This window comes from Arthrobacter sp. B0316-1-20, assembly GCF_059091865.1.
In genome coordinates this window covers 59122-76253 of sequence record NZ_JBNHHC010000009.1, presented here as the reverse complement: position 1 = coordinate 76253, position 17132 = coordinate 59122, and the positions used below count along the sequence as shown (strand labels likewise).

At 64.3% G+C, this 17132-nt stretch carries 20 protein-coding genes and 1 tRNA gene; 16 read left to right on the top strand and 5 right to left on the bottom strand.

Annotated features, from left to right (window positions below):
- Positions 1-328: 328 nt before the first annotated feature.
- A complete protein-coding gene (locus AC5RW2_RS16380; protein WP_494013068.1) occupies positions 329-538 on the bottom strand; it encodes a hypothetical protein in 210 nt (69 codons plus the stop codon).
- A gap of 293 nt (positions 539-831) precedes the next feature.
- Here AC5RW2_RS16380 and AC5RW2_RS16375 point away from each other — a divergent pair, with 293 nt between their 5' ends.
- The 13 genes from AC5RW2_RS16375 (at position 832) to AC5RW2_RS16315 (ending at position 10945) form a co-directional block, all read left to right on the top strand.
- Entirely contained in the window at positions 832-1020 is a 189-nt protein-coding gene (locus AC5RW2_RS16375; protein ID WP_494013067.1) for a hypothetical protein, read from the top strand.
- A gap of 126 nt (positions 1021-1146) precedes the next feature.
- Positions 1147-1500, top strand: coding sequence for an ArsR/SmtB family transcription factor (locus AC5RW2_RS16370; RefSeq protein WP_494074226.1), 354 nt, complete (start codon positions 1147-1149; stop codon positions 1498-1500).
- A 298-nt stretch (positions 1501-1798) separates the two neighbouring features.
- Positions 1799-2407 carry a gluconate 2-dehydrogenase subunit 3 family protein gene (locus AC5RW2_RS16365; protein WP_494013065.1) on the top strand — a complete coding sequence of 203 codons (609 nt, stop codon included), beginning with the start codon at positions 1799-1801 and terminating at the stop codon, positions 2405-2407.
- Entirely contained in the window at positions 2400-4118 is a 1719-nt protein-coding gene (locus AC5RW2_RS16360) for a GMC family oxidoreductase (RefSeq protein WP_494048859.1), read from the top strand. The genes AC5RW2_RS16365 and AC5RW2_RS16360 overlap by 8 nt, the downstream gene beginning before the upstream one ends.
- A 12-nt stretch (positions 4119-4130) precedes the next feature.
- Complete coding sequence (locus tag AC5RW2_RS16355; RefSeq protein ID WP_494013062.1) at positions 4131-4331, top strand: tautomerase family protein; 201 nt, start codon at positions 4131-4133, stop codon at positions 4329-4331.
- An 83-nt stretch (positions 4332-4414) separates the two neighbouring features.
- Positions 4415-5227, top strand: a complete 813-nt coding sequence (locus tag AC5RW2_RS16350) for a cyclase family protein (RefSeq protein ID WP_494024350.1) — start codon at positions 4415-4417, stop codon at positions 5225-5227.
- Between the two features lie 153 nt (positions 5228-5380).
- Positions 5381-6790, top strand: coding sequence for an MFS transporter (locus tag AC5RW2_RS16345; protein ID WP_494013060.1), 1410 nt, complete (start codon positions 5381-5383; stop codon positions 6788-6790).
- A gap of 74 nt (positions 6791-6864) precedes the next feature.
- Entirely contained in the window at positions 6865-7263 is a 399-nt protein-coding gene (locus AC5RW2_RS16340) for a GlcG/HbpS family heme-binding protein (RefSeq protein ID WP_494074225.1), read from the top strand.
- Positions 7264-7272: 9 nt separating this feature from the next.
- Positions 7273-8028 carry an SDR family NAD(P)-dependent oxidoreductase gene (locus AC5RW2_RS16335; RefSeq protein WP_494074224.1) on the top strand — a complete coding sequence of 252 codons (756 nt, stop codon included), beginning with the start codon at positions 7273-7275 and terminating at the stop codon, positions 8026-8028.
- Positions 8029-8284: 256 nt separating this feature from the next.
- Entirely contained in the window at positions 8285-8488 is a 204-nt protein-coding gene (locus AC5RW2_RS16330; protein WP_494002279.1) for a cold-shock protein, read from the top strand.
- Between the two features lie 328 nt (positions 8489-8816).
- Positions 8817-8996, top strand: coding sequence for a zinc-ribbon domain-containing protein (locus tag AC5RW2_RS16325; RefSeq protein WP_494074324.1), 180 nt, complete (start codon positions 8817-8819; stop codon positions 8994-8996).
- A gap of 269 nt (positions 8997-9265) precedes the next feature.
- Positions 9266-10573, top strand: coding sequence for a Glu/Leu/Phe/Val family dehydrogenase (locus AC5RW2_RS16320; protein WP_494074223.1), 1308 nt, complete (start codon positions 9266-9268; stop codon positions 10571-10573).
- Positions 10574-10747: 174 nt separating this feature from the next.
- Complete coding sequence (locus AC5RW2_RS16315; RefSeq protein WP_494002281.1) at positions 10748-10945, top strand: hypothetical protein; 198 nt, start codon at positions 10748-10750, stop codon at positions 10943-10945.
- 136 nt (positions 10946-11081) lie between these two features.
- On the opposite strand, the gene AC5RW2_RS16310 is transcribed toward AC5RW2_RS16315, so the two are convergent.
- Together AC5RW2_RS16310 and AC5RW2_RS16305 are read right to left on the bottom strand one after the other, a co-directional pair.
- Positions 11082-11169 (bottom strand) — tRNA-Ser (locus tag AC5RW2_RS16310).
- A 61-nt stretch (positions 11170-11230) separates the two neighbouring features.
- Entirely contained in the window at positions 11231-11710 is a 480-nt protein-coding gene (locus tag AC5RW2_RS16305) for a nucleoside deaminase (RefSeq protein WP_494074222.1), read from the bottom strand.
- A gap of 60 nt (positions 11711-11770) precedes the next feature.
- Here AC5RW2_RS16305 and upp point away from each other — a divergent pair, with 60 nt between their 5' ends.
- Together upp and AC5RW2_RS16295 are read left to right on the top strand one after the other, a co-directional pair.
- Complete coding sequence (gene upp, locus AC5RW2_RS16300; protein WP_494002283.1) at positions 11771-12406, top strand: uracil phosphoribosyltransferase; 636 nt, start codon at positions 11771-11773, stop codon at positions 12404-12406.
- Positions 12407-12975: 569 nt separating this feature from the next.
- Positions 12976-13839, top strand: a complete 864-nt coding sequence (locus tag AC5RW2_RS16295) for a winged helix-turn-helix domain-containing protein (protein ID WP_494074221.1) — start codon at positions 12976-12978, stop codon at positions 13837-13839.
- 26 nt (positions 13840-13865) lie between these two features.
- Here the strand turns inward: AC5RW2_RS16295 and AC5RW2_RS16290 are convergent, their stop codons facing one another.
- On the bottom strand, positions 13866-15317 hold the full coding sequence (locus AC5RW2_RS16290) for a dihydrolipoyl dehydrogenase family protein (protein WP_494074220.1): 1452 nt from the start codon (positions 15315-15317) through the stop codon (positions 13866-13868).
- 55 nt (positions 15318-15372) lie between these two features.
- Here AC5RW2_RS16290 and AC5RW2_RS16285 point away from each other — a divergent pair, with 55 nt between their 5' ends.
- The gene (locus AC5RW2_RS16285; RefSeq protein ID WP_494013019.1) at positions 15373-15894 is read left to right on the top strand and encodes a SixA phosphatase family protein; all 522 of its coding nucleotides are present in this window, start codon (positions 15373-15375) and stop codon (positions 15892-15894) included.
- A 66-nt stretch (positions 15895-15960) separates the two neighbouring features.
- On the opposite strand, the gene AC5RW2_RS16280 is transcribed toward AC5RW2_RS16285, so the two are convergent.
- Positions 15961-17049: an NAD(P)-dependent alcohol dehydrogenase gene (locus AC5RW2_RS16280; RefSeq protein WP_494074219.1), complete on the bottom strand. Its 1089-nt coding sequence runs from the start codon at positions 17047-17049 to the stop codon at positions 15961-15963.
- Positions 17050-17132 lie beyond the last annotated feature (83 nt).

Below are 17132 nucleotides of genomic sequence, written 5' to 3'. Positions count from 1 at the left end.
CTCGTGGTTCACCCGTAGCCCCCGTCCCCCTCAGCAGGCCCTGGACGTCCCCCGACGCCACCACAGGGAAAACCTGCAGACGAATTACCTCAAGGAGGCGGCTCTCGTCAGCCGCCGCGACCTGTGAGGTGGTCTTAGCGTACGGCTAAAATTCCACGACTCAACCTCTTTTTCCGGCGCTTTTCGATAGCTGTCGAAATGTGACATGGGCGGCATTTTTGTGATGGATGTGAAAGGCCGGATTGCGCCTGAAAGCATTGACAGGACCGCTGCCTGGCACTAAAGATGGCACCCGCCCAAGCGCCATCCGCGGCATGGAAGCACGCTGCTAGAGCACGCGCTGGTGAACCACGGCCGACCCTTCGGCGGGTACCGGGACCGGTTGCGGAACTCCCTGCAGATAGACCAGGAAATCCTCGCTGTGCTGCCTTCGGTGGAATGCGGTCAGGACGCCGACATGCTCGTCCCCGTTGGCCGTGGTCACTGAGACGACCCGGCCGATGGCGGTGGGCTTCAAAGCCTTGGCAGGGGTGGCCATTCTCTTACCTCCGAAAGCCAGAGAAGGTGCATGGATCAAGGCTACGCCCCACGTGGCGCAGCGGCAGGATGTTCAGCGAGACCAAGGTCCCGTGAGGGTCGGGTTGGCCGCGCCCGAGGGGTTGTGGACGTGTGCCGGATCGGCGACAGTGATAAGGAGCCGTGCTACGGGTTGGATGAGGGCGTTTGAAAAGAGCGCTGGACATCGACGCCTTCGTTGCGGGCGTGCTCCGGGGCCCCTGACGAACACCTGGTAAATCAGCTAAACAAAGTATCTCCGGATCAGGAGCAGTAATGACGGAAAACGTTCAGCCCGGCGGCGAAGACGCCGTCAGCGAAAACATCGAAGAGTATCAGCAGGATGACCGGCTTACCCCGGCCGACCGCATGGACCTCATTGCCAACGCCGTCGCCGAGGACGCCGACCGGGACGACGAATCCCGCAACCCCGTCAAGGACGAAGGAGCCGGCGATTCCTCCTAGAGAACCTGCGGCACGCTGCGGGACCGGCGGGCAGCCGAGGTAACGGCAGGACAGGGCTACGGCGACCGCTCGCGCCGACAACCCGCGGGCCTGGCCCCTCCGGTACGTGTTGAGGAAACAAGCACCATGATCGACTCCGTCCGGGCATCGAGTCACGGGCACCCGATCGCACTAAACCGGCACCAGCTGGAGGGTGCCGCTGAGACGCTGCGGCTGCTTGGAGAACCCACGCGATTGCACCTGCTGTTGGTCCTGACCGCCGGACCGGCGGGTGTCGCGGAGCTGGTCGAGGCGACCGGTTCTGCCCGCACCATCGTGAGTCAGCACTTGGCGAAGCTGCGCCTCAGCGGCCTGGTCAGTGCCCGCAAGGAAGGGCGCAAAGTCATTTATTCGATAAGCGACAACCACCTGAATCGGTTGATTCAGGAAGCCATCAGTCACGCTGGCCACGCCACGCCCGGGCACCCCGAGAAGGACTGAGGGCAGGTATCGGCCGGGCTCCGACATCCAGCGTGCCGAACCGGCAGCACCACCCGACGGAGGCGCCGTTACGCCGTCCTTCAAGCCGCCACGGGCATCTTTTATTGGGCAAGGCACTCCCGTTGACACTGGGTAATTACGGGGTGGAAAATTCTGAACATACCGATAGGTGCGCAGTTGCGGGGATATTTTTGCAACGGCGCAAACCTTCGTCCGGGTCTTCCCTGGTGGCGCTGAGGCAACCGGAGCGTCGGCGCATCTCGCGATTTGACGCGGGCGACGCCGAAGGAGGCGTTCTATGGACGCGAAGGATGGATCTCGGGGCGCGGTTACCTTCCTCAACAGGCATGAGGCGGAGACCCTCGATGCGCTGGCAGGACTGATAATACCGGGATCAGAGGAAGATCCAGGGGCCCAGGAAGCGGGAGCGGTTATCTATATCGACCGCGCTCTTGCGGGGCCTTACGGGAAACTGCAGCGGTTGTACCGTGCCGGCCTCGCAGCCCTTGACGAGAGTTGCGTCCAGCGACAGGGGCGTACGTTCGTCGAGCTTGACGAGGGAGAGCAGAACTCCGTCCTGGAACAGCTTGCAGGAAGTGGGCTGGACAGTGCGGTGGGCGCCGAACGTGCGGAATCCGACGGGGCGGAGAGGCCCGACCTCGGATTGCTGCCGTATTTTTTCGCCGTAGTGAGGCAGCACGTGGTCGAGGGGACATTTGGAGACCCCGTCTACGGGGGCAACAGGAACGCCGTCGGTTGGCGATTAGTTGGATTTCCGGGCGCCCATTGGGGATACGGCGAAGACGAGATGGACTACGGATTCGACGCCGCGGCCCTGCCCGTCGTAACCCTTCAGGACCTGCGGCATGAGCGAGAGCAGCGTAAAGGAGAGCCGGACCATGGCTGAGCATGTGGACATCGTGATTGTCGGCCTTGGTGCAGCCGGCGGGGTAATGGCGAAAGAGATGGCTCAGGCCGGCATGAGGGTTGTTGCCCTCGACAAGGGTCCGCGCTATGTGGATGAAGATGTCGAGGTCAAGCACGACGAGTTGCGGTACTTCGTCCGGCAGGAAATTTCCCCCAACATGGGCAGCGACCCCGTGACGTGGCGGCCCAACAGGGAGGGAACCGCAAGCGTTTTGCCGTGGTCGGTCGGACCACTCGCTCTCGGTCCTTTGTTTGTGCCTCCCTCCATCGGGGTGGGCGGGGGAACGATCCACTGGGCCGCGTGGGCTTGGCGGTTCCGCGATGCGGAGCTGCGCCTGCGGACTACGCTGAGCGAGCGTTTAGGCGCGGAAGCAGTGGCGGACACCGCCATTGTTGACTGGCCGATGGGGTACGACGAACTCGAACCGTATTACGAGCGGGCCGAGTACGAGATCGGAGTCGCGGGTAAGGCAGGTAACCTCGACGGGGAGATTCAGGAGGGTGGGAACCCGTTTGAACCGCCGCGGAAGCGTGACTATCCCATGCCGCCGCTGCGGATGACGGCGGGTGACAAACCATTCTCGGAGGCAGCGAAGCGGCTTGGCCTGCACCCCTTCCCTGCTCCGGCAGCGGTGAACTCCGTGGAGTACCAGGGAAGAAGCGCTTGCGTGTACTGCGGATTCTGTCGGGACTACCCCTGCCACGTTGGCGCCAAGTCGAGCAGTGCGGTCGCCCTCCTTCCGCAGGCTCTCGAAACGGGCAACCTCGAGATCCGCCCGTACTCGCGTGTTTTCGAGGTGAAGCGGGATGCGACCGGGAGGGCCTCCGGTGTGCGATACATCGATCTCGTGCGGGAACAGGAACGAGAACTCGACGCCGACTACGTAGTGCTCTCGGCATACGCCTTGGAGAACACCCGGCTGCTGTTGGCTTCGGGCATCGACGGGAACGGCGTCGTCGGCAAGTACTTCATGACACATAACTACGGCTGGTTCACCGGCACTCTTCCGGACTGGACTAACCCGTTTGCCGGTCCCGCGGTTGCGACCAGCGTGATCGATGACTACACCTCGGAGCTCGTATCCGGTGACGGCGCGGTCTGGGGCAGCCCGATTATTGGCTTTGGCGGGGATGTTCAGCCGGTGGAAGCCACCCGGAATATGCCGGATTCGGCACCGAAATTCGGGCAGGGGTTCAAGGACTGGATGCGGGACAACTACCGGCGTACTTTCAGCATGTACCACCAGACCGCGACCTTCCCACGTGAAGACTTCTTTTGCGATCTGGATCCGAAGGTTAAGGACGCGTTCGGTCAGCCGGCGCTGCGGATCACCCATGACTGGACGTCGCGCGACGAACAGGACGTGCAGTTTATGCAAGGCAAGAAGCGTGAAATCGCACGTGAGATGGGAATGCTTGAGTGGTGGGAGGCGCCGACCGCGCCGCCTTACCACGTGTCCACCCACGAGGTAGGTACCCACCGAATGGGCGACGATCCGGGCACCTCGGTCGTGGATCGCTACGGCCAATGCCACTCCGTGCCCAACCTCTTAGTTCTCGGCGGAGGACAGTTTCCCACCTACGGCGCCTATAACCCCACGTTGACGATCTATGCGCTGGCTTACATGGCGGCCGATCATCTTCGGGCGGAGACCGGGGCGAAAGCGCGCGCCGAGGTTCCTCATCGCTGAAAGGTTGGAAAGATGCCGGTCGTACAGGTCCACATGCGGGCGGGCCGGTCCGCAGAGGACAAGCGCAGGCTCATCGAGTCCATTACCGACGTCGTGGTAGATGTCCTGGGCTCAAAGAGGGAAAGAGTAGTGGTCCTCTTGGATGAGATCGATCCGGGGAGCTGGGGTCAGGGCGGCCGGCTTCTTGCTGACGAGTTATCGGAGAAGACGTGATGGGTGGTTCCCATGTCCTGTCCGGTGAACGATCTTTCGACGCGGTTCCGTAGCTCGAAACCTGGCACAGGGCGGGCGATGAGATGACTGTTTCCTCGGTGGCCTCGCTGCTGGCGACGCTCAACCAGGCCACTGTCTACGACCTTGAACAGCCCCGGTACGCCGGTGCACCGATCTTTGCGGCGCACCGTCCCGGGTTCATTTACACACTCCACCGGCGGCATGAATCCGGGCTAGGTGAAGCCAGGACCAGTGCCTCCGGATTGATCGTCACCGCAGAGCACGCCGGCACGCACATTGATGCGCTCTGCCACCAGGCGGTGGACCTGCGGATGTTCGGAGGCCTGCCGGCCGACGCCAGGACGCAGACTTCTTCCGGTTTCACGGAACTTGGCGTGGAGACAATAGCTCCCATCATCGCCCGCGGCGTGCTGGTCGACATCCCGCGGCATCGCGACGTGGAGCGGCTTCCAGCAGGCACGGTCGTTGGAGCGGATGAGCTGGAGGCTGCCGCCTCAGAGCAGCGTGTTCGGGTGACCGCGGGCGACGTCGTCCTCGTCCGCACAGGCAGCGGGTCTCTTTGGAACGAACCGGATGAATATCTTCAAGGCGCCGGCCTTTCCGCCGAAGCCTCGGAATGGCTTGCGGATCGTCGGGTGCAGGCTGTAGGAGCTGACAACGTTGCATGGGACGCCGTGCAACCGGACCCCCGGCGCGGGAGCCTGCCGGGGCACGTGGTGCTCATCGTCCGCAACGGGATTTACATCATCGAGAATCTGCAGCTCGAGGAGCTCGCTGCCTCCGGCAGTCAAGAATTCATGTTCATATGCCTGCCGCTCAAGATGGTCGGCGTGACAGGATCACCTGTTCGCCCGTTGGCTGTGGTGCCGGCATGAACAGCCGGCTGGATGCCGCCTTGCGGGCTATCTGCCGAGCCGACCCTTGCCTGCGCGGCCGGTGCCTTCGGCGGCTCCCCGGGACCCAGGGCCAGGCTATTGCAGACGCGTCAAGACCACTACGGTGACCGCCTGAGGAAAGGAGAAGGCGAAATGGCACACAAGGACGTGCCGGCTACCGGGCCGGCACAGGAAGGTCCCAAGAATCGGGGCCGCGTTCCGGCAACCGCCGTTGGAGCGCTCATTTTCCTGTGGCTCGTCTATGCGATGAACGCAAATACGCGCCAAATCTTCTACTACGTCCTGCCCCCGATGGTTGAAGAGTTCGATCTGACGCCGGAGGAAGCCGGTGTCGTCAGTACGATCGTGACGGTAGCTGTGGCATTGGTGGCAATTCCCGCCGGCGCCTGGTTCGATCGGGGCGGACATGGCTGGGCCCGCAAATACCGCAACGCGATCGTCGCGGCCGGATACTTCCTGTTCTCCATTCTCACGGGCATAGTCGCACTCACGAAGACGATCTGGAACGTCGTCGTCATCCAGTCCATCAAGAACGCCTTCGGCGGCGCAGGCGAAGCGGTCGAGGTCACGTCGATGGTCGAGTGGTATCCCGTGGAAAAACGGGGTCTGGCGCTCGGGATACAGCACGCGGCATACCCTTGGGGCACAGGCTTGGGCGCCATCGCCACCGGGGCGATTCTGGCCACCTTCGGGCCGGAGAACTGGCGGTATGTATTCCTGATCATTCCGCTGGCGATGATTCCTATCTGGATCGGCTGGTGGTGGTATAGCTCTCCGAAGCGCTACGAAAAGTTCGAAGACGACACCCAGGCCGCGGGGCTAACCAAGCCTCTCGCCGGTGGGGCCGGCGCCGAGCAGCGGCACGCCGAACCCGGTGCGCTGCGCCGCAGCCTTGCGAATCCGAACATCTTGGTTCCCGCGCTGGCATCAATGTTCGGGATCATGATCTACACGGGGATCAGCTTCTGGCTGCCACAGTACATCGCCTTCGTGGGCGGTTTCAGTTTCGCGGAAGCCGCCGCCTACAGCGCCGTGTTCACGATCACCGGCGGTATCGGGCAGATCTTCTGGGGTGTCGTTTCCGATTACATCGGGCGAAAGCTGAGCCTGATCATCGCCTTTGTGTGGCTGGCGATCGGCCTCTATCTCCTGCGGTTTTCGGCGGTGAGCTTGACCGTTCTGATCGTGGTGCAGCTCATCGCAGGTCTTGCGACGAACGCCATCTTCCCTGTCCTTTACGCGTTCGGCTCTGACTCGGCAGAGCCTGGTGCCATGGGGACGGCGAACTCGATTCTCCTGTTCTTCCTTTACATTGGAGGCGTTTCCCCCCTCGTCCTTGGATGGCTGATTGGACTCGGAGGCGGGTTCGAAAGTGAAACCGGATACTTCTACGGCCTCTACTTCTTGGTGGCCGTGGCGGTCATCTCGGCAATCATCATTGCGCTGTTCACACGCGAGACGGTGGGGCGGTTTAAGGACCGCGATAGGGCTCTGGTCTCCCGCGAGCGCACCCACGTGCGTCCGGGGCTGCCCCAGGAGTAAGTCGTCACCCTTGCGTCCCCGGGCCGCGGCCCATGGCAGTGATCTCAATCGATGATAAGGAGAAACCGATGGGAATGAGTTACCAACAAGCACGGCAGGCGCTGGAAGCGGCGCTCGACAAGGCCACGGAGATCGGGTCCCCCTCCAGTGTGGCCATCGTCGACTCCGGGCGTGAACTGGTTGCGTTCGCGCGGCAGGACGGGGCGCTTCTGGCTAGCACCGAGATTTCGGTGGGCAAGGCCTACACAGCGTGTTCGATGAAGATGGCAACGAAGGACATCGGACCCTTGACCCAGCCAGGTCAACCCCTCTATGGGCTCGAGTACACGCACCATCGCCCCCTCGTTACCTTCGCCGGAGGACGGCCCTTGGAGATCGCGGGGGAGATCGTCGGTGGCGTCGGAGTAGCCGGGGGAACCGTCGACCAGGATGACGAGATTGCGGCCGCCGCGTTCGCGGCTCTCACCTCGTAGGAGGAATGCATGCAGCTCCAGGGGAAAAAGGCGATCATCACGGGGGCGGCAACGGGTATCGGGGCGGTCACCGCCAGGGCGTTTGCTCAAGAAGGTGCGGCCGTCGTTGTGGCCGACATCAACGAGGACAACGGCTGGCGTGTGGTCGAGGAAATCCGCAGTCAGGGCGGCGCAGCAGAGTTCGTCCGCACCGACGTAACCAAGGAAAGCGACGTAGAGGCGCTCGTGAAGCAAGGCGCAGAGACGCTGGGTGGTCTCGACGTCTTGTTCAACAACGCAGGGGCCCAGCGCTCGGGGGCCATCACCGGTTTCGAGCAGGATCAGTGGGACCTGCTCATGGCGGTCAACCCCCGCTCCTGCTTCTTCGGTGTCAAGCATGCCGTACCTGTCCTTCGCGAACAGGGAGGCGGGTCGATCATCAACATGGCATCGCTGGCTGCAGTAAAGGGAGGTGCCGGCTTGACTGCCTACTCCGCGTCCAAAGGCGCCATAGTGGCTTTCACCAAGGCACTGGCCCCCGAGCTCGCGCCTTACCGCATCAGAGTTAACAGCGTTTGCCCCGGATGGATCGACACTCCGTTCAACCGGCCGGCAATCGAGTTCATGGGCGGTGCGGAGGAGCAGGAACGCGTCGTCAAACAGATCGTACCCATGGGCCGTCAGGGAACGCCGGAGGAAATCGCGCCCATCGTGGTGTACCTCGCCTCGGACGGCTCCACCTATATGACCGGACAAGCACTGGTAGTGGACGGAGGCGTGTACTGACGGGGCGCTTTACGGGTTCGCGCATGGAGCGGGTCGGTGACCTCGTCGCTCGCCCTGCCAGCGGAGTGTGCAAGGCGGTAGCGGTGTGGCCGGGGCAGGAGCTCACCTCAAAGTAGGGGAATCTCCCACTGCTTCTTTTGCGGTCCGGGCGCCGGCTCTTGCTGCACGGCCGGTGCTCACCTAGGTTGAAGGTGGACGGTCGCGGGCAGGTTCCCGTTGGGGGAGTCGGCGCTGCCGTTCCAGAAGGAAGATCAGCATGGCAACAGGCACCGTCAAATGGTTCAATGCCGAAAAGGGGTTCGGCTTCATCAGCCAGGACGACGGCGGGCCGGACGTGTTCGCACACTTCTCGGCCATCGCCGCCAGCGGCTACCGCTCGCTGGAGGAAAACCAGAAAGTTGAGTTCGACGTCGTTCAGGGACAAAAGGGACTGCAGGCCGAGAACATTCGCCCGCTTTAACACACGCTCAAACCAACGCCCCGCTCTCCGAAAGTGCGGGGCGTTTGTGTTGTAGCCGCCGTGAACCGCACAGGCTAGGGGACTCATTACTTACGCTGCGTCATCTTGGCAGACGTGAGAGCCCTCGAATTCCTTTCGCTCCGCGCTGGTAGGTAATCGCCAAGTATGCTTACTATCTTGACAAGGGCGTCCTCTGCCAAGAGAACGGAGATCCATGTCTGCGATGCCCGCATCCCATCCGGGACTGACTGGAAACAACCTCTGAAAGGCACGCACAGTGTTTCTTCTCTTCGGTCTCAAGACCGCCCTTCGCGATCTGCCCGGACGGATGGCTACGTGCCAGTATTGCGGCCGGTTCGTGCACCATCGCCTGCGGGAACGCGCCACCAAACTCACAGTCTTCTTTATTCCGGTCTTCACAACATCCAGGGGCTTAGTCATCACCTGCACGAACTGCGGGCGGAGCTCCACAACGAAATCCCGACAGAAGAACGCACTCTTTAGCTAGCTGAGAGACTGCGTTTCACCTGGAAGGACATTTTTCCGAGGCGGCATAGGGCCTCGTTGTCTTGGCCGCGCCGTTCATACCGGCAGGCGCGCGGCGAAGCGGAGCGGGCGTCTCGTCGCCGCTGGCCGGGTCTCAGGCCGCGGCCGCTGTTGAAGCTGCTAGTTGCGTCACGCCGTTTTGTGCACTCGCACACTGACGTCCCTTTCGCGCCCTTGTAGCGTCACATGCACACCCTCCGAAAGACCTAAGCCAAGAAGGAACCTCTGTCGATGACGACACCTGTCTTATCTCTGTCAACCGCACCATCCGAGCACGGCACGTCGGCTCCCACCCAGGACGCGGGACCGCTGGAGAACGCCCACAGGCAGCTTGCTTCAGCAATCCGTACGCTGGGATACAGCGAAGGGCTGCACCAGTTGCTGGCCCAGCCGCGCCGGGAGCTTTCCGTGAGCATCCCCTTGCGCCGGGACAACGGCAGCGTTGAGGTTCTCACCGGTTACCGCGTGCAACATAATTTTTCCCGCGGACCCGCCAAGGGCGGACTGCGTTACAGCCCGCACGTCTCCTTGGACGAAGTGCGTGCACTGGCAATGTGGATGACGTGGAAGTGCGCTCTGCTGGACGTCCCTTACGGCGGCGCCAAGGGCGGGATCACTATTGATCCGCGGAATTACTCGCAGCAGGAATTGGAGCGCGTTACGCGCCGCTACACCAGCGAAATCCTGCCGATCATCGGCCCTGAGAAGGACGTGCCGGCGCCCGACATCGGCACTGACGAACAGACCATGGCATGGATGATGGACACCTATTCGGTCAACGTCGGATACACGGTTCCAGGCGTGGTGACGGGCAAGCCTGTCAGCGTTGGCGGTTCCCTCGGCCGTTCGAGCGCCACATCCAGGGGCGTCGTGCACGTTGCGCTGGCAGCGCTTGCCCACGCCGGGCTTGATCCACGGCATAGCACCGCGGCTGTTCAAGGCTTCGGCAAGGTGGGAGCCGGAGCCGCAGAGTTCCTTGCCGACGCCGGAGTCAGCGTTGTGGCTGTGGGCGACCAGTATGGGGCCATCCATAATGCTGACGGCTTGAACATCCGTGCCCTGCAAGACCATGTCAAGGAGACTGGCAGCGTCGTCGGCTTTGCCGGCGCAGGTGCCATGCCTTCGGATGAGCTGTTGGAGCTTGAGGTGGACCTGCTGGTCCCCGCAGCAGTAGAAGGCGTGCTGCACGGCGGCAACGCCAACAAGGTGCGCGCCAAGGTCATCGTGGAAGGCGCCAACGGCCCCACCACGGCGGCGGCGGACGTCATTCTGCAGGACAAGGGCGTGCTCGTTGTTCCGGACATTCTCGCCAATGCGGGCGGCGTCATCGTCTCCTACTTCGAGTGGGTGCAGGGCAATCAGGCCTACTGGTGGACTGCTGCCGAAGTTGAAGAAAAACTGGAACACCGGATGTTGGCGGCGTGGGAGAACGTCCTGTCCATTGCGTCCAAGCGCGGCCTGAACCTGCGCGAAGCCGCTACGGTGACGGCGGTCGACCGTGTGGCACAGGCGCACCTGACCCGCGGGCTCTACCCCTGATCCTGACTGCGCGCGTCGGCGGGGTTTCGCATGCCCCGCATCAGGGACCGGGCCGGTTGGGGGATGTTGCGGAACGATGGCGACATCCCCCAACCGGTGGCTGCACCCTCGTTTTGCCTCTCTTACCACCACGCAGCGGTCAAAATACTGCACAAGATTGAGGAAAGGTCTCCCATGACGGTAGACAATTGGAAAGACCTAACAGGCCAGCACGTTCAGATCCGCAAGGATGGGAAGGCCGTCCGGAAGGGCCGGGTCGAAGAGGTGACGCGGGCAGCGGACGCGTTGTGGCTGGAATGGCACGGCGGACACCTGAGGCAGCTGTATGAAAAAGCTGAAGGTTATTCGGTAGAGCTCGTTCCAAGCCCGTAAGGCGCGGAACAGAAGAAGCTCTGGCCGTTACGGGTGGTCGTCGAACGGCGACTCAAGGTTGGCAAACTGTCCCGATCTGCGGCGAAAGCAAAAGGCCCCACTTCCCTTCTTTAGGAGGGGAGCGGGGCCTTGCTAGTGGCGGTGACGGTGGGATTTGAACCCACGTTGGCTTTCACCAAACAACATTTCGAGTGTTGCACCTTCGGCCGCTCGGACACGTCACCAACGCGTCAACTTTACCCGCTGTTGGCCCTGAGCCCCAAAACGGCGCGGCCGGCACCTGAGTCAGAGGGGGAGATCGCCGCGGTGCCGCGCGAAGAACGCGCGCAGCATGGCGGCTGATTCCTCCGTGCGGACCTCAGGGTAGACCTCCACCCAGTGGTTCAGCCGACGTTCGCGCAGGATGTCGAAAACACTGCCGGCCGCGCCGGCCTTCTCATCCCACGCCCCGAAGACAACTTTCGGGATGCGGGCGAGCACGATGGCGCCGGCGCACATGGCGCAGGGCTCCAGCGTGACCACCAGCGTGCAGCCGTCCAGGCGCCAGGAGCCAAGCTTTCTGGCCGCCTCCCGGATGGCCACCATTTCGGCATGGCCGGTCGGGTCGTGCAGCGCCTCCCGTTCGTTGCGTCCGGAACCCAGCACCGCGCCGTCGGGACCCATCACCACGGCGCCGATCGGCACGTCGGAGGTCTCCAGGGCCAACCGGGCCTGGTCCAGGGCAAGACCCATCCACTGGTGGTGCTGCGGATCAATTGGGCCCATGCCACCATTCTGGCAGGCCGATGTTTGTCCCTGCTATCCGGCTGCCGGTAGTTTTGTGGAATGCGCGTACTCGAAGTGGATCATCCCCTTGTTGCCCACAAACTCACCGTTCTCCGCGACAAGACCACTCCGTCGCCCGTATTCCGCCAACTCACCGAAGAACTGGTGACCCTGCTGGCCTACGAGGCCACCCGCGACGTCCACACCGAGCCGGTGGAAATCGAGACCCCGGTCACCCGGACCATCGGGACCGCCTTCACCAAACCAACCCCGCTGGTGGTGCCCATTCTGCGCGCGGGCCTCGGCATGCTCGAGGGCATGACCAAGCTGGTGCCGACCGCCGAGGTCGGTTTCCTGGGCATGGCGCGCAACGAGGAAACGCTGGACATCATTACTTATGCCGAGCGGTTGCCGGCCGATCTCACCGGCCGTCAGGTATTCGTGCTCGACCCCATGCTGGCCACCGGCGGCACGCTGCGCGAATCCATCAAGTTTCTCTTCGCCCGAGGCGCCGCCGACGTCACCTGCATCTGCCTGCTGGCGGCACCGGAGGGTCTGCAGGCCCTGCGCGATGAGCTCGAAGACAAGAACGTGTCGATTGTGGTGGCGTCCATCGACGAGCGGCTGGATGAGAAGGCCTACATCGTGCCCGGCCTGGGTGACGCAGGGGACCGGCTGTACGGCGTTGCCGGCTGAACCAGCCGGCGAGGTGGCACCACTCACGGAACTGCCGGCTGAACCAGCCGGCGAGGGGCACCACGCAGGAACTGCTGGACCGAAGATCGGGGGCCCGCACGTTCCAGTGCGTGTCCACATTTTGGACGGTTTGCAAACGCCGGCGCTTTGCATCTAGTGCGCCTCACCACGAGGCAAAACCAACAATGCATATTTATTCATTGGCGCCCCGCATGAGCGGTGTTCGGCTGATATTTATGCACGGGCGTGGTGTGATGTGTGGCACAAAAGCACTGTTTCTTCTCACTATGTGAGACAAGCAGGCTTATATTACTTGCACGTAGGCATTGTTACGCGCCAAACTCATGGTTGTGAACAACAACGCAACAGCATCTGCAGCCGCAGCCTTCAGTTACGGGACGTATCCCGGCGCACTGGCGGACTGTTGCCGAATGCAGGCCTAACTCACCACCCCTCGAGTTATTCCAGGCAATTCATCTGTCCAATGGCGGGCGCCAGAAACACATCCCGTGCGGGCATACCCATGCATTCGCGCCGTGATGACGGCCATTTTCACACATGAGGTTCTAATGTCAGTTTCATCCGGATACGTCCACATCTCCGTCCGCAACGCCCAGAACCGTGCGGCAGCCGCGCAGCGACAGGCAGCCGGGCAGAACCCGCAGTTCGCCGGACAGCCGTCTTACCCGGGGGAGCAGCAGGCCTACCGCGTGCTGCGTGCTGTTCCCGGCCAGTTCGACGCCGCTGCCCCCCATCCGACCACTGCCCCCACCCCCGTGGTCACCCCCAATGGAATTCCCGGCCCGCAGGCGGTGTCGAATGACACTGTTGCCCGCGGGTTCGTTCTTTATGTCGGCCTGGACGAGGAGGCTGCCGCCGCCCAGGGGACCACGCTGAGCAAGCTGGCTTCCCAGGTGCGCGCCTACGTGCAGTCGCTCGCTCCCGACGCACAGAGCCACGGGGCCGTGGCACTGGCGCCGGCCGATGCCCCGGGCGAGAACATTGACGTAGTGCGCCAAGCCCTGGGCGATCCGACCGTCAGCCGCCGCCCGCGGACCGCGGCCGTGGAAATCCAACGCCAGCCGCAGCCGGCCTCGCATGCCAGCCGTCCCAGCGGCGTCCTGATCGATCTGTCCCGCCGCGAGGTGCACCTGGACGGCGAGACCCTGAACCTGACGTTCAAGGAATTCGAGCTGCTCAACTACCTCGTGGAGAACGCCACCCGCACCGTCGGCCGCGAAGAGCTGCTCTCCGGCCTGTGGAAGAACGCCGAGGAAGTCCCGAACGAACGCACCATCGACGTGCACATCCGCCGGCTCCGGTCCAAGCTGGGCCGCCTGGCCAACACCGTGCGCACCGTCCGCGGCCAGGGCTACCGGTTCTACGAGCACCCGGAAGTAGTCGTTTGGGCTGCCCCGGAGTACTCGATCTAGGTCCTGCCTGACTTCGCCCCGCCGCGCTACAGCCCGTAAGCCTCGAGCAGGCGGAGCCAGACTTCGCTGATGGTGGGGTAGGAGGGCACCGCGTGCCAGAGCCGGTCCAGCGGGACCTGGCCGACGACGGCGATGGTCGCCGAGTGCAGCAACTCGCTGACACCGGGGCCGGCGAACGTCATGCCCACGATGACCTGGCGGTCCTCGTCCACCACCATCTGGGCCCAGCCCTGGTAGCCGTCGGCATACAGCGAGGAGCCGGCGACGGCGATCGGCAGTTGGGTCGCGGACACGGCCAGCCCGCGCTCCCGGGCCTGCTCTTCGGTGAGACCGACGACGGCGACCTCCGGATCGGTAAAGATCACCGAGGGAACCGCCGCGTCGTCGGCGGTGCTGGCGAAGCGGCTCCACGCTTCCGGGTCGCCGTCCAGCTCGCCGGCCGCCCGGGCGGCGATCGCGTCCCCCGTGGCCCGCGCCTGGTACTTGCCCTGGTGTGTCAGTTGGGCTTTGCCGGCGGCGTCTCCGACCGCATACAGCCAGCCCCCGTCGACGCCGACCACGCGTCCGCTGGCGTCGACCTGCAGCCGCTTCGGATCCTGTCCCAGCTCCTCCAGGCCAAGGCCGGAGAGGGCAGGCCGTCGTCCGGTGGACACCAGGAGCTTGTCGGCTGTGAAGGTGCCCGCCGCACCGGTCTCCCCGTCCGCACCCGCAGCCGTCAGGGCGAGGCTGACGCCGCCGTCGTGCGCAGCCACCCGTGACGCCGCCGTGTGGAGCCGGAGCCGCACCCCGTCGCGGCGCAGCCCGGCTTCCACCAGCCGCCGCGCGGGTTCGGGGACGCTCGCCAGCAGGTCTCCGCGTGCCACCAAGGTGACGTCGGTGCCCAACCGGGCATACGCCTGCGCGAGCTCGCAGCCGGAGACGCCGCCGCCCAGCACCAGCAGGCTCTCCGGAACCTCCTGCGCGGCGGTGGCTTCGCGGGTTCCCCAGAAATCGACGCCGTCCAGCCCGGGCAGCGGCGGCACGTTCGGGGAGGAACCGGTGGCCAGCACGACGGCGTGCCGTGCGGTGATGCGGGTCAGCGTCCCGTCGTCGTCCGTTGCCGTCACTTCGCGCGGACCGCTAAGCCGGGCGGTGCCCCGGACCAGTTCGATGCCGGCGCCCTTCACCCACTCCACCTGCGAGGCGTCGTCCCAGCCGGAGGTGAAGGAATCGCGGCGGGCCAGCACGGCCTCCGCCGCCAGGCCGCCGGTCACGGCTTCGGCCGCGCCCTTGACGCTTCGCGCGGCCTGCAGGGCCGTGCCCGGGCGCAGCAGGGCCTTGGAGGGCATGCAGGCCCAATAGGAACACTCGCCGCCGACCAGCGCCGATTCCACCAGGATGGTCTTAAGTCCGCCGCGGGTGGTCCGGTCCGCCACATTCTCGCCGACCGCCCCGGCCCCGAGTACCACGACATCCGCTTCCAGGGTCCGCTCTGCCATGTCCCGAGCCTCGCATCGCGCGGAGGCGCTGACAAGGGCCGCATACACTCGTGGTGTGAACGACCACCACCTGAAGAAGCTGATGATCATGCGCCACGCCAAGGCCGCGTGGCCGCTGGGCGTCGAGGACCACGAGCGGCCGCTGGCCCAGCGCGGCCACGACGAGGCGCCGCAGATCGGACGGTGGATGGTGGAGCACGACTGCATCCCGGACTTCATCCTGTGCTCGTCGGCACTGCGGACCCGCCAGACCTGCACCTGGGTGTGCAGCGAGCTGGGGGAGAAGGCGCCGACTCCCATGCTGTCCGACGAACTCTACGATGCGCCGGCCGTGCGCGTGCTGTCCGAGATCAACCGGCTGCCCGACACCATCACGTCCCTGCTGGTGGTGGCCCACATGCCGGCGGTGCAGGACCTGGCGATGCGGCTCGCATCGGTGGATTCGGACGAGGAGGCCGTGGTGGACATGGCCACCCACTATCCGACCTCGGGCCTGACCGTACTGCAGCACGGCAAGAGCTGGGCGGAGCTGGACGGCCGCGACGCCGCGGTGACGGACTTCGTGGTGCTGCGCTGACGCGTGGCCGGCCGGCGCCTGGTGCGGACGCGTTTCAGCCGGGCGCGGATCCCGCCGGTCAGCCGGTCAGAAGAGGAGGATCGGCTTGATCGTGGAACCGCCGGCCGAATCCTCGAACCCCTGGTTGATGTCGGCAAAGGGGTAGGTCTTGACCAGCTTGTCGTACGGAAACCGTCCTTGCTTCCACAGCTCGATCAGGCGCGGGATGAAGACCTGGTACACCGAGCTGCCCTGGACGTTCATTTTAAATGTCCATCCCTTCACCTGGGACTCGCCGATCTCGAACGGTGCCTCGGTGCCGAAGGTCGTGTTGCCCACGGCCACGAGCGTGCCGCGGAAGGCCAGCGCGCGCGCAGCCTGGTTGAGCACAGCGGGCACCGAGGTGGTATCGACGATGTAGTCCACACCCTCCCCGCCGGTGATGCGGTTCAGTTCCTCGCCCATGTCCGTCTTGGCGGAGTTAATGGTGTGGGTGGCGCCGAGTTCGAGGGCCGTCTCCAGGCGGTTGTCGTGCAGATCCACCGCGATCACCGTCGTGCAGCCGGCGATCTTGGCCGCCATGATCGCCGCCGAGCCGACCGCCCCGGCGCCGATCACCGCCAGCGATGATGCCGCCTCCGGCCGCAGCTCGTTGAGCACCGCCCCAGCACCGGTCTGCAGCCCGCACCCCAGCGGGGCGAGCATCTCCAGCGGAACGTCGGGGTCCACCTTGACCACGCAGCGCTCCAGCACGTTCGCGTACGACGAGAAGGACGACTGGCCGAAGAAGTGGGAGGCCACGGATTCACCGTCGGCCGAGAGCGCGGTACGGCGACCACTGAGATTAATGCCGATGTAGTGCTCGCAGTAGGCCATCTCCCCGCGGCGGCACTGCTTGCACGTACCACACGATGCCGGCGCCAGCACCACGTGGTCACCGGCCTTGACGCTCGTCACCGCTATGCCCACATCCTCCACAACGCCGGCGCCCTCGTGTCCGAGCACCGCCGGCCATTGGAGGGGATACGCCCCGTCGCGTGCGGTCGAATCCGTGTGACAGATGCCGGTGGCGACCATGCGGACCCTCACCTCGTCGGGCCGGAGATCGGCGAGCTCCAGTTCTTCGACTGAAAGCGGTGCGCCCGTCTCGCGTACGACGGCGGCGGTGACCTTCATGGGTATTCCTCCTCAATACGGGACCAACACATAACAGGAGCGCACACGATGGCGCGGACTCCTGTTTCAACCGTCTCATGACG

What these genes read in the sequence shown, in the direction of transcription:
- AC5RW2_RS16280 (WP_494074219.1), bottom strand. Translation starts at nt 17,049, where the DNA reads ATGAAGGTCACCGCCGCCGTCGTACGCGAGACGGGCGCACCGCTTTCA.
- AC5RW2_RS16315 (WP_494002281.1), top strand. Translation starts at nt 10,748, where the DNA reads ATGACGGTAGACAATTGGAAAGACCTAACAGGCCAGCACGTTCAGATC.
- AC5RW2_RS16305 (WP_494074222.1), bottom strand. Translation starts at nt 11,710, where the DNA reads ATGGGCCCAATTGATCCGCAGCACCACCAGTGGATGGGTCTTGCCCTG.
- AC5RW2_RS16370 (WP_494074226.1), top strand. Translation starts at nt 1,147, where the DNA reads ATGATCGACTCCGTCCGGGCATCGAGTCACGGGCACCCGATCGCACTA.
- AC5RW2_RS16350 (WP_494024350.1), top strand. Translation starts at nt 4,415, where the DNA reads ATGACTGTTTCCTCGGTGGCCTCGCTGCTGGCGACGCTCAACCAGGCC.
- AC5RW2_RS16380 (WP_494013068.1), bottom strand. Translation starts at nt 538, where the DNA reads ATGGCCACCCCTGCCAAGGCTTTGAAGCCCACCGCCATCGGCCGGGTC.
- AC5RW2_RS16355 (WP_494013062.1), top strand. Translation starts at nt 4,131, where the DNA reads ATGCCGGTCGTACAGGTCCACATGCGGGCGGGCCGGTCCGCAGAGGAC.
- upp (WP_494002283.1), top strand. Translation starts at nt 11,771, where the DNA reads ATGCGCGTACTCGAAGTGGATCATCCCCTTGTTGCCCACAAACTCACC.
- AC5RW2_RS16360 (WP_494048859.1), top strand. Translation starts at nt 2,400, where the DNA reads ATGGCTGAGCATGTGGACATCGTGATTGTCGGCCTTGGTGCAGCCGGC.
- AC5RW2_RS16320 (WP_494074223.1), top strand. Translation starts at nt 9,266, where the DNA reads ATGACGACACCTGTCTTATCTCTGTCAACCGCACCATCCGAGCACGGC.
- AC5RW2_RS16325 (WP_494074324.1), top strand. Translation starts at nt 8,817, where the DNA reads ATGGCTACGTGCCAGTATTGCGGCCGGTTCGTGCACCATCGCCTGCGG.
- AC5RW2_RS16290 (WP_494074220.1), bottom strand. Translation starts at nt 15,317, where the DNA reads ATGGCAGAGCGGACCCTGGAAGCGGATGTCGTGGTACTCGGGGCCGGG.
- AC5RW2_RS16340 (WP_494074225.1), top strand. Translation starts at nt 6,865, where the DNA reads ATGAGTTACCAACAAGCACGGCAGGCGCTGGAAGCGGCGCTCGACAAG.
- AC5RW2_RS16330 (WP_494002279.1), top strand. Translation starts at nt 8,285, where the DNA reads ATGGCAACAGGCACCGTCAAATGGTTCAATGCCGAAAAGGGGTTCGGC.
- AC5RW2_RS16345 (WP_494013060.1), top strand. Translation starts at nt 5,381, where the DNA reads ATGGCACACAAGGACGTGCCGGCTACCGGGCCGGCACAGGAAGGTCCC.
- AC5RW2_RS16335 (WP_494074224.1), top strand. Translation starts at nt 7,273, where the DNA reads ATGCAGCTCCAGGGGAAAAAGGCGATCATCACGGGGGCGGCAACGGGT.
- AC5RW2_RS16295 (WP_494074221.1), top strand. Translation starts at nt 12,976, where the DNA reads ATGTCAGTTTCATCCGGATACGTCCACATCTCCGTCCGCAACGCCCAG.
- AC5RW2_RS16375 (WP_494013067.1), top strand. Translation starts at nt 832, where the DNA reads ATGACGGAAAACGTTCAGCCCGGCGGCGAAGACGCCGTCAGCGAAAAC.
- AC5RW2_RS16365 (WP_494013065.1), top strand. Translation starts at nt 1,799, where the DNA reads ATGGACGCGAAGGATGGATCTCGGGGCGCGGTTACCTTCCTCAACAGG.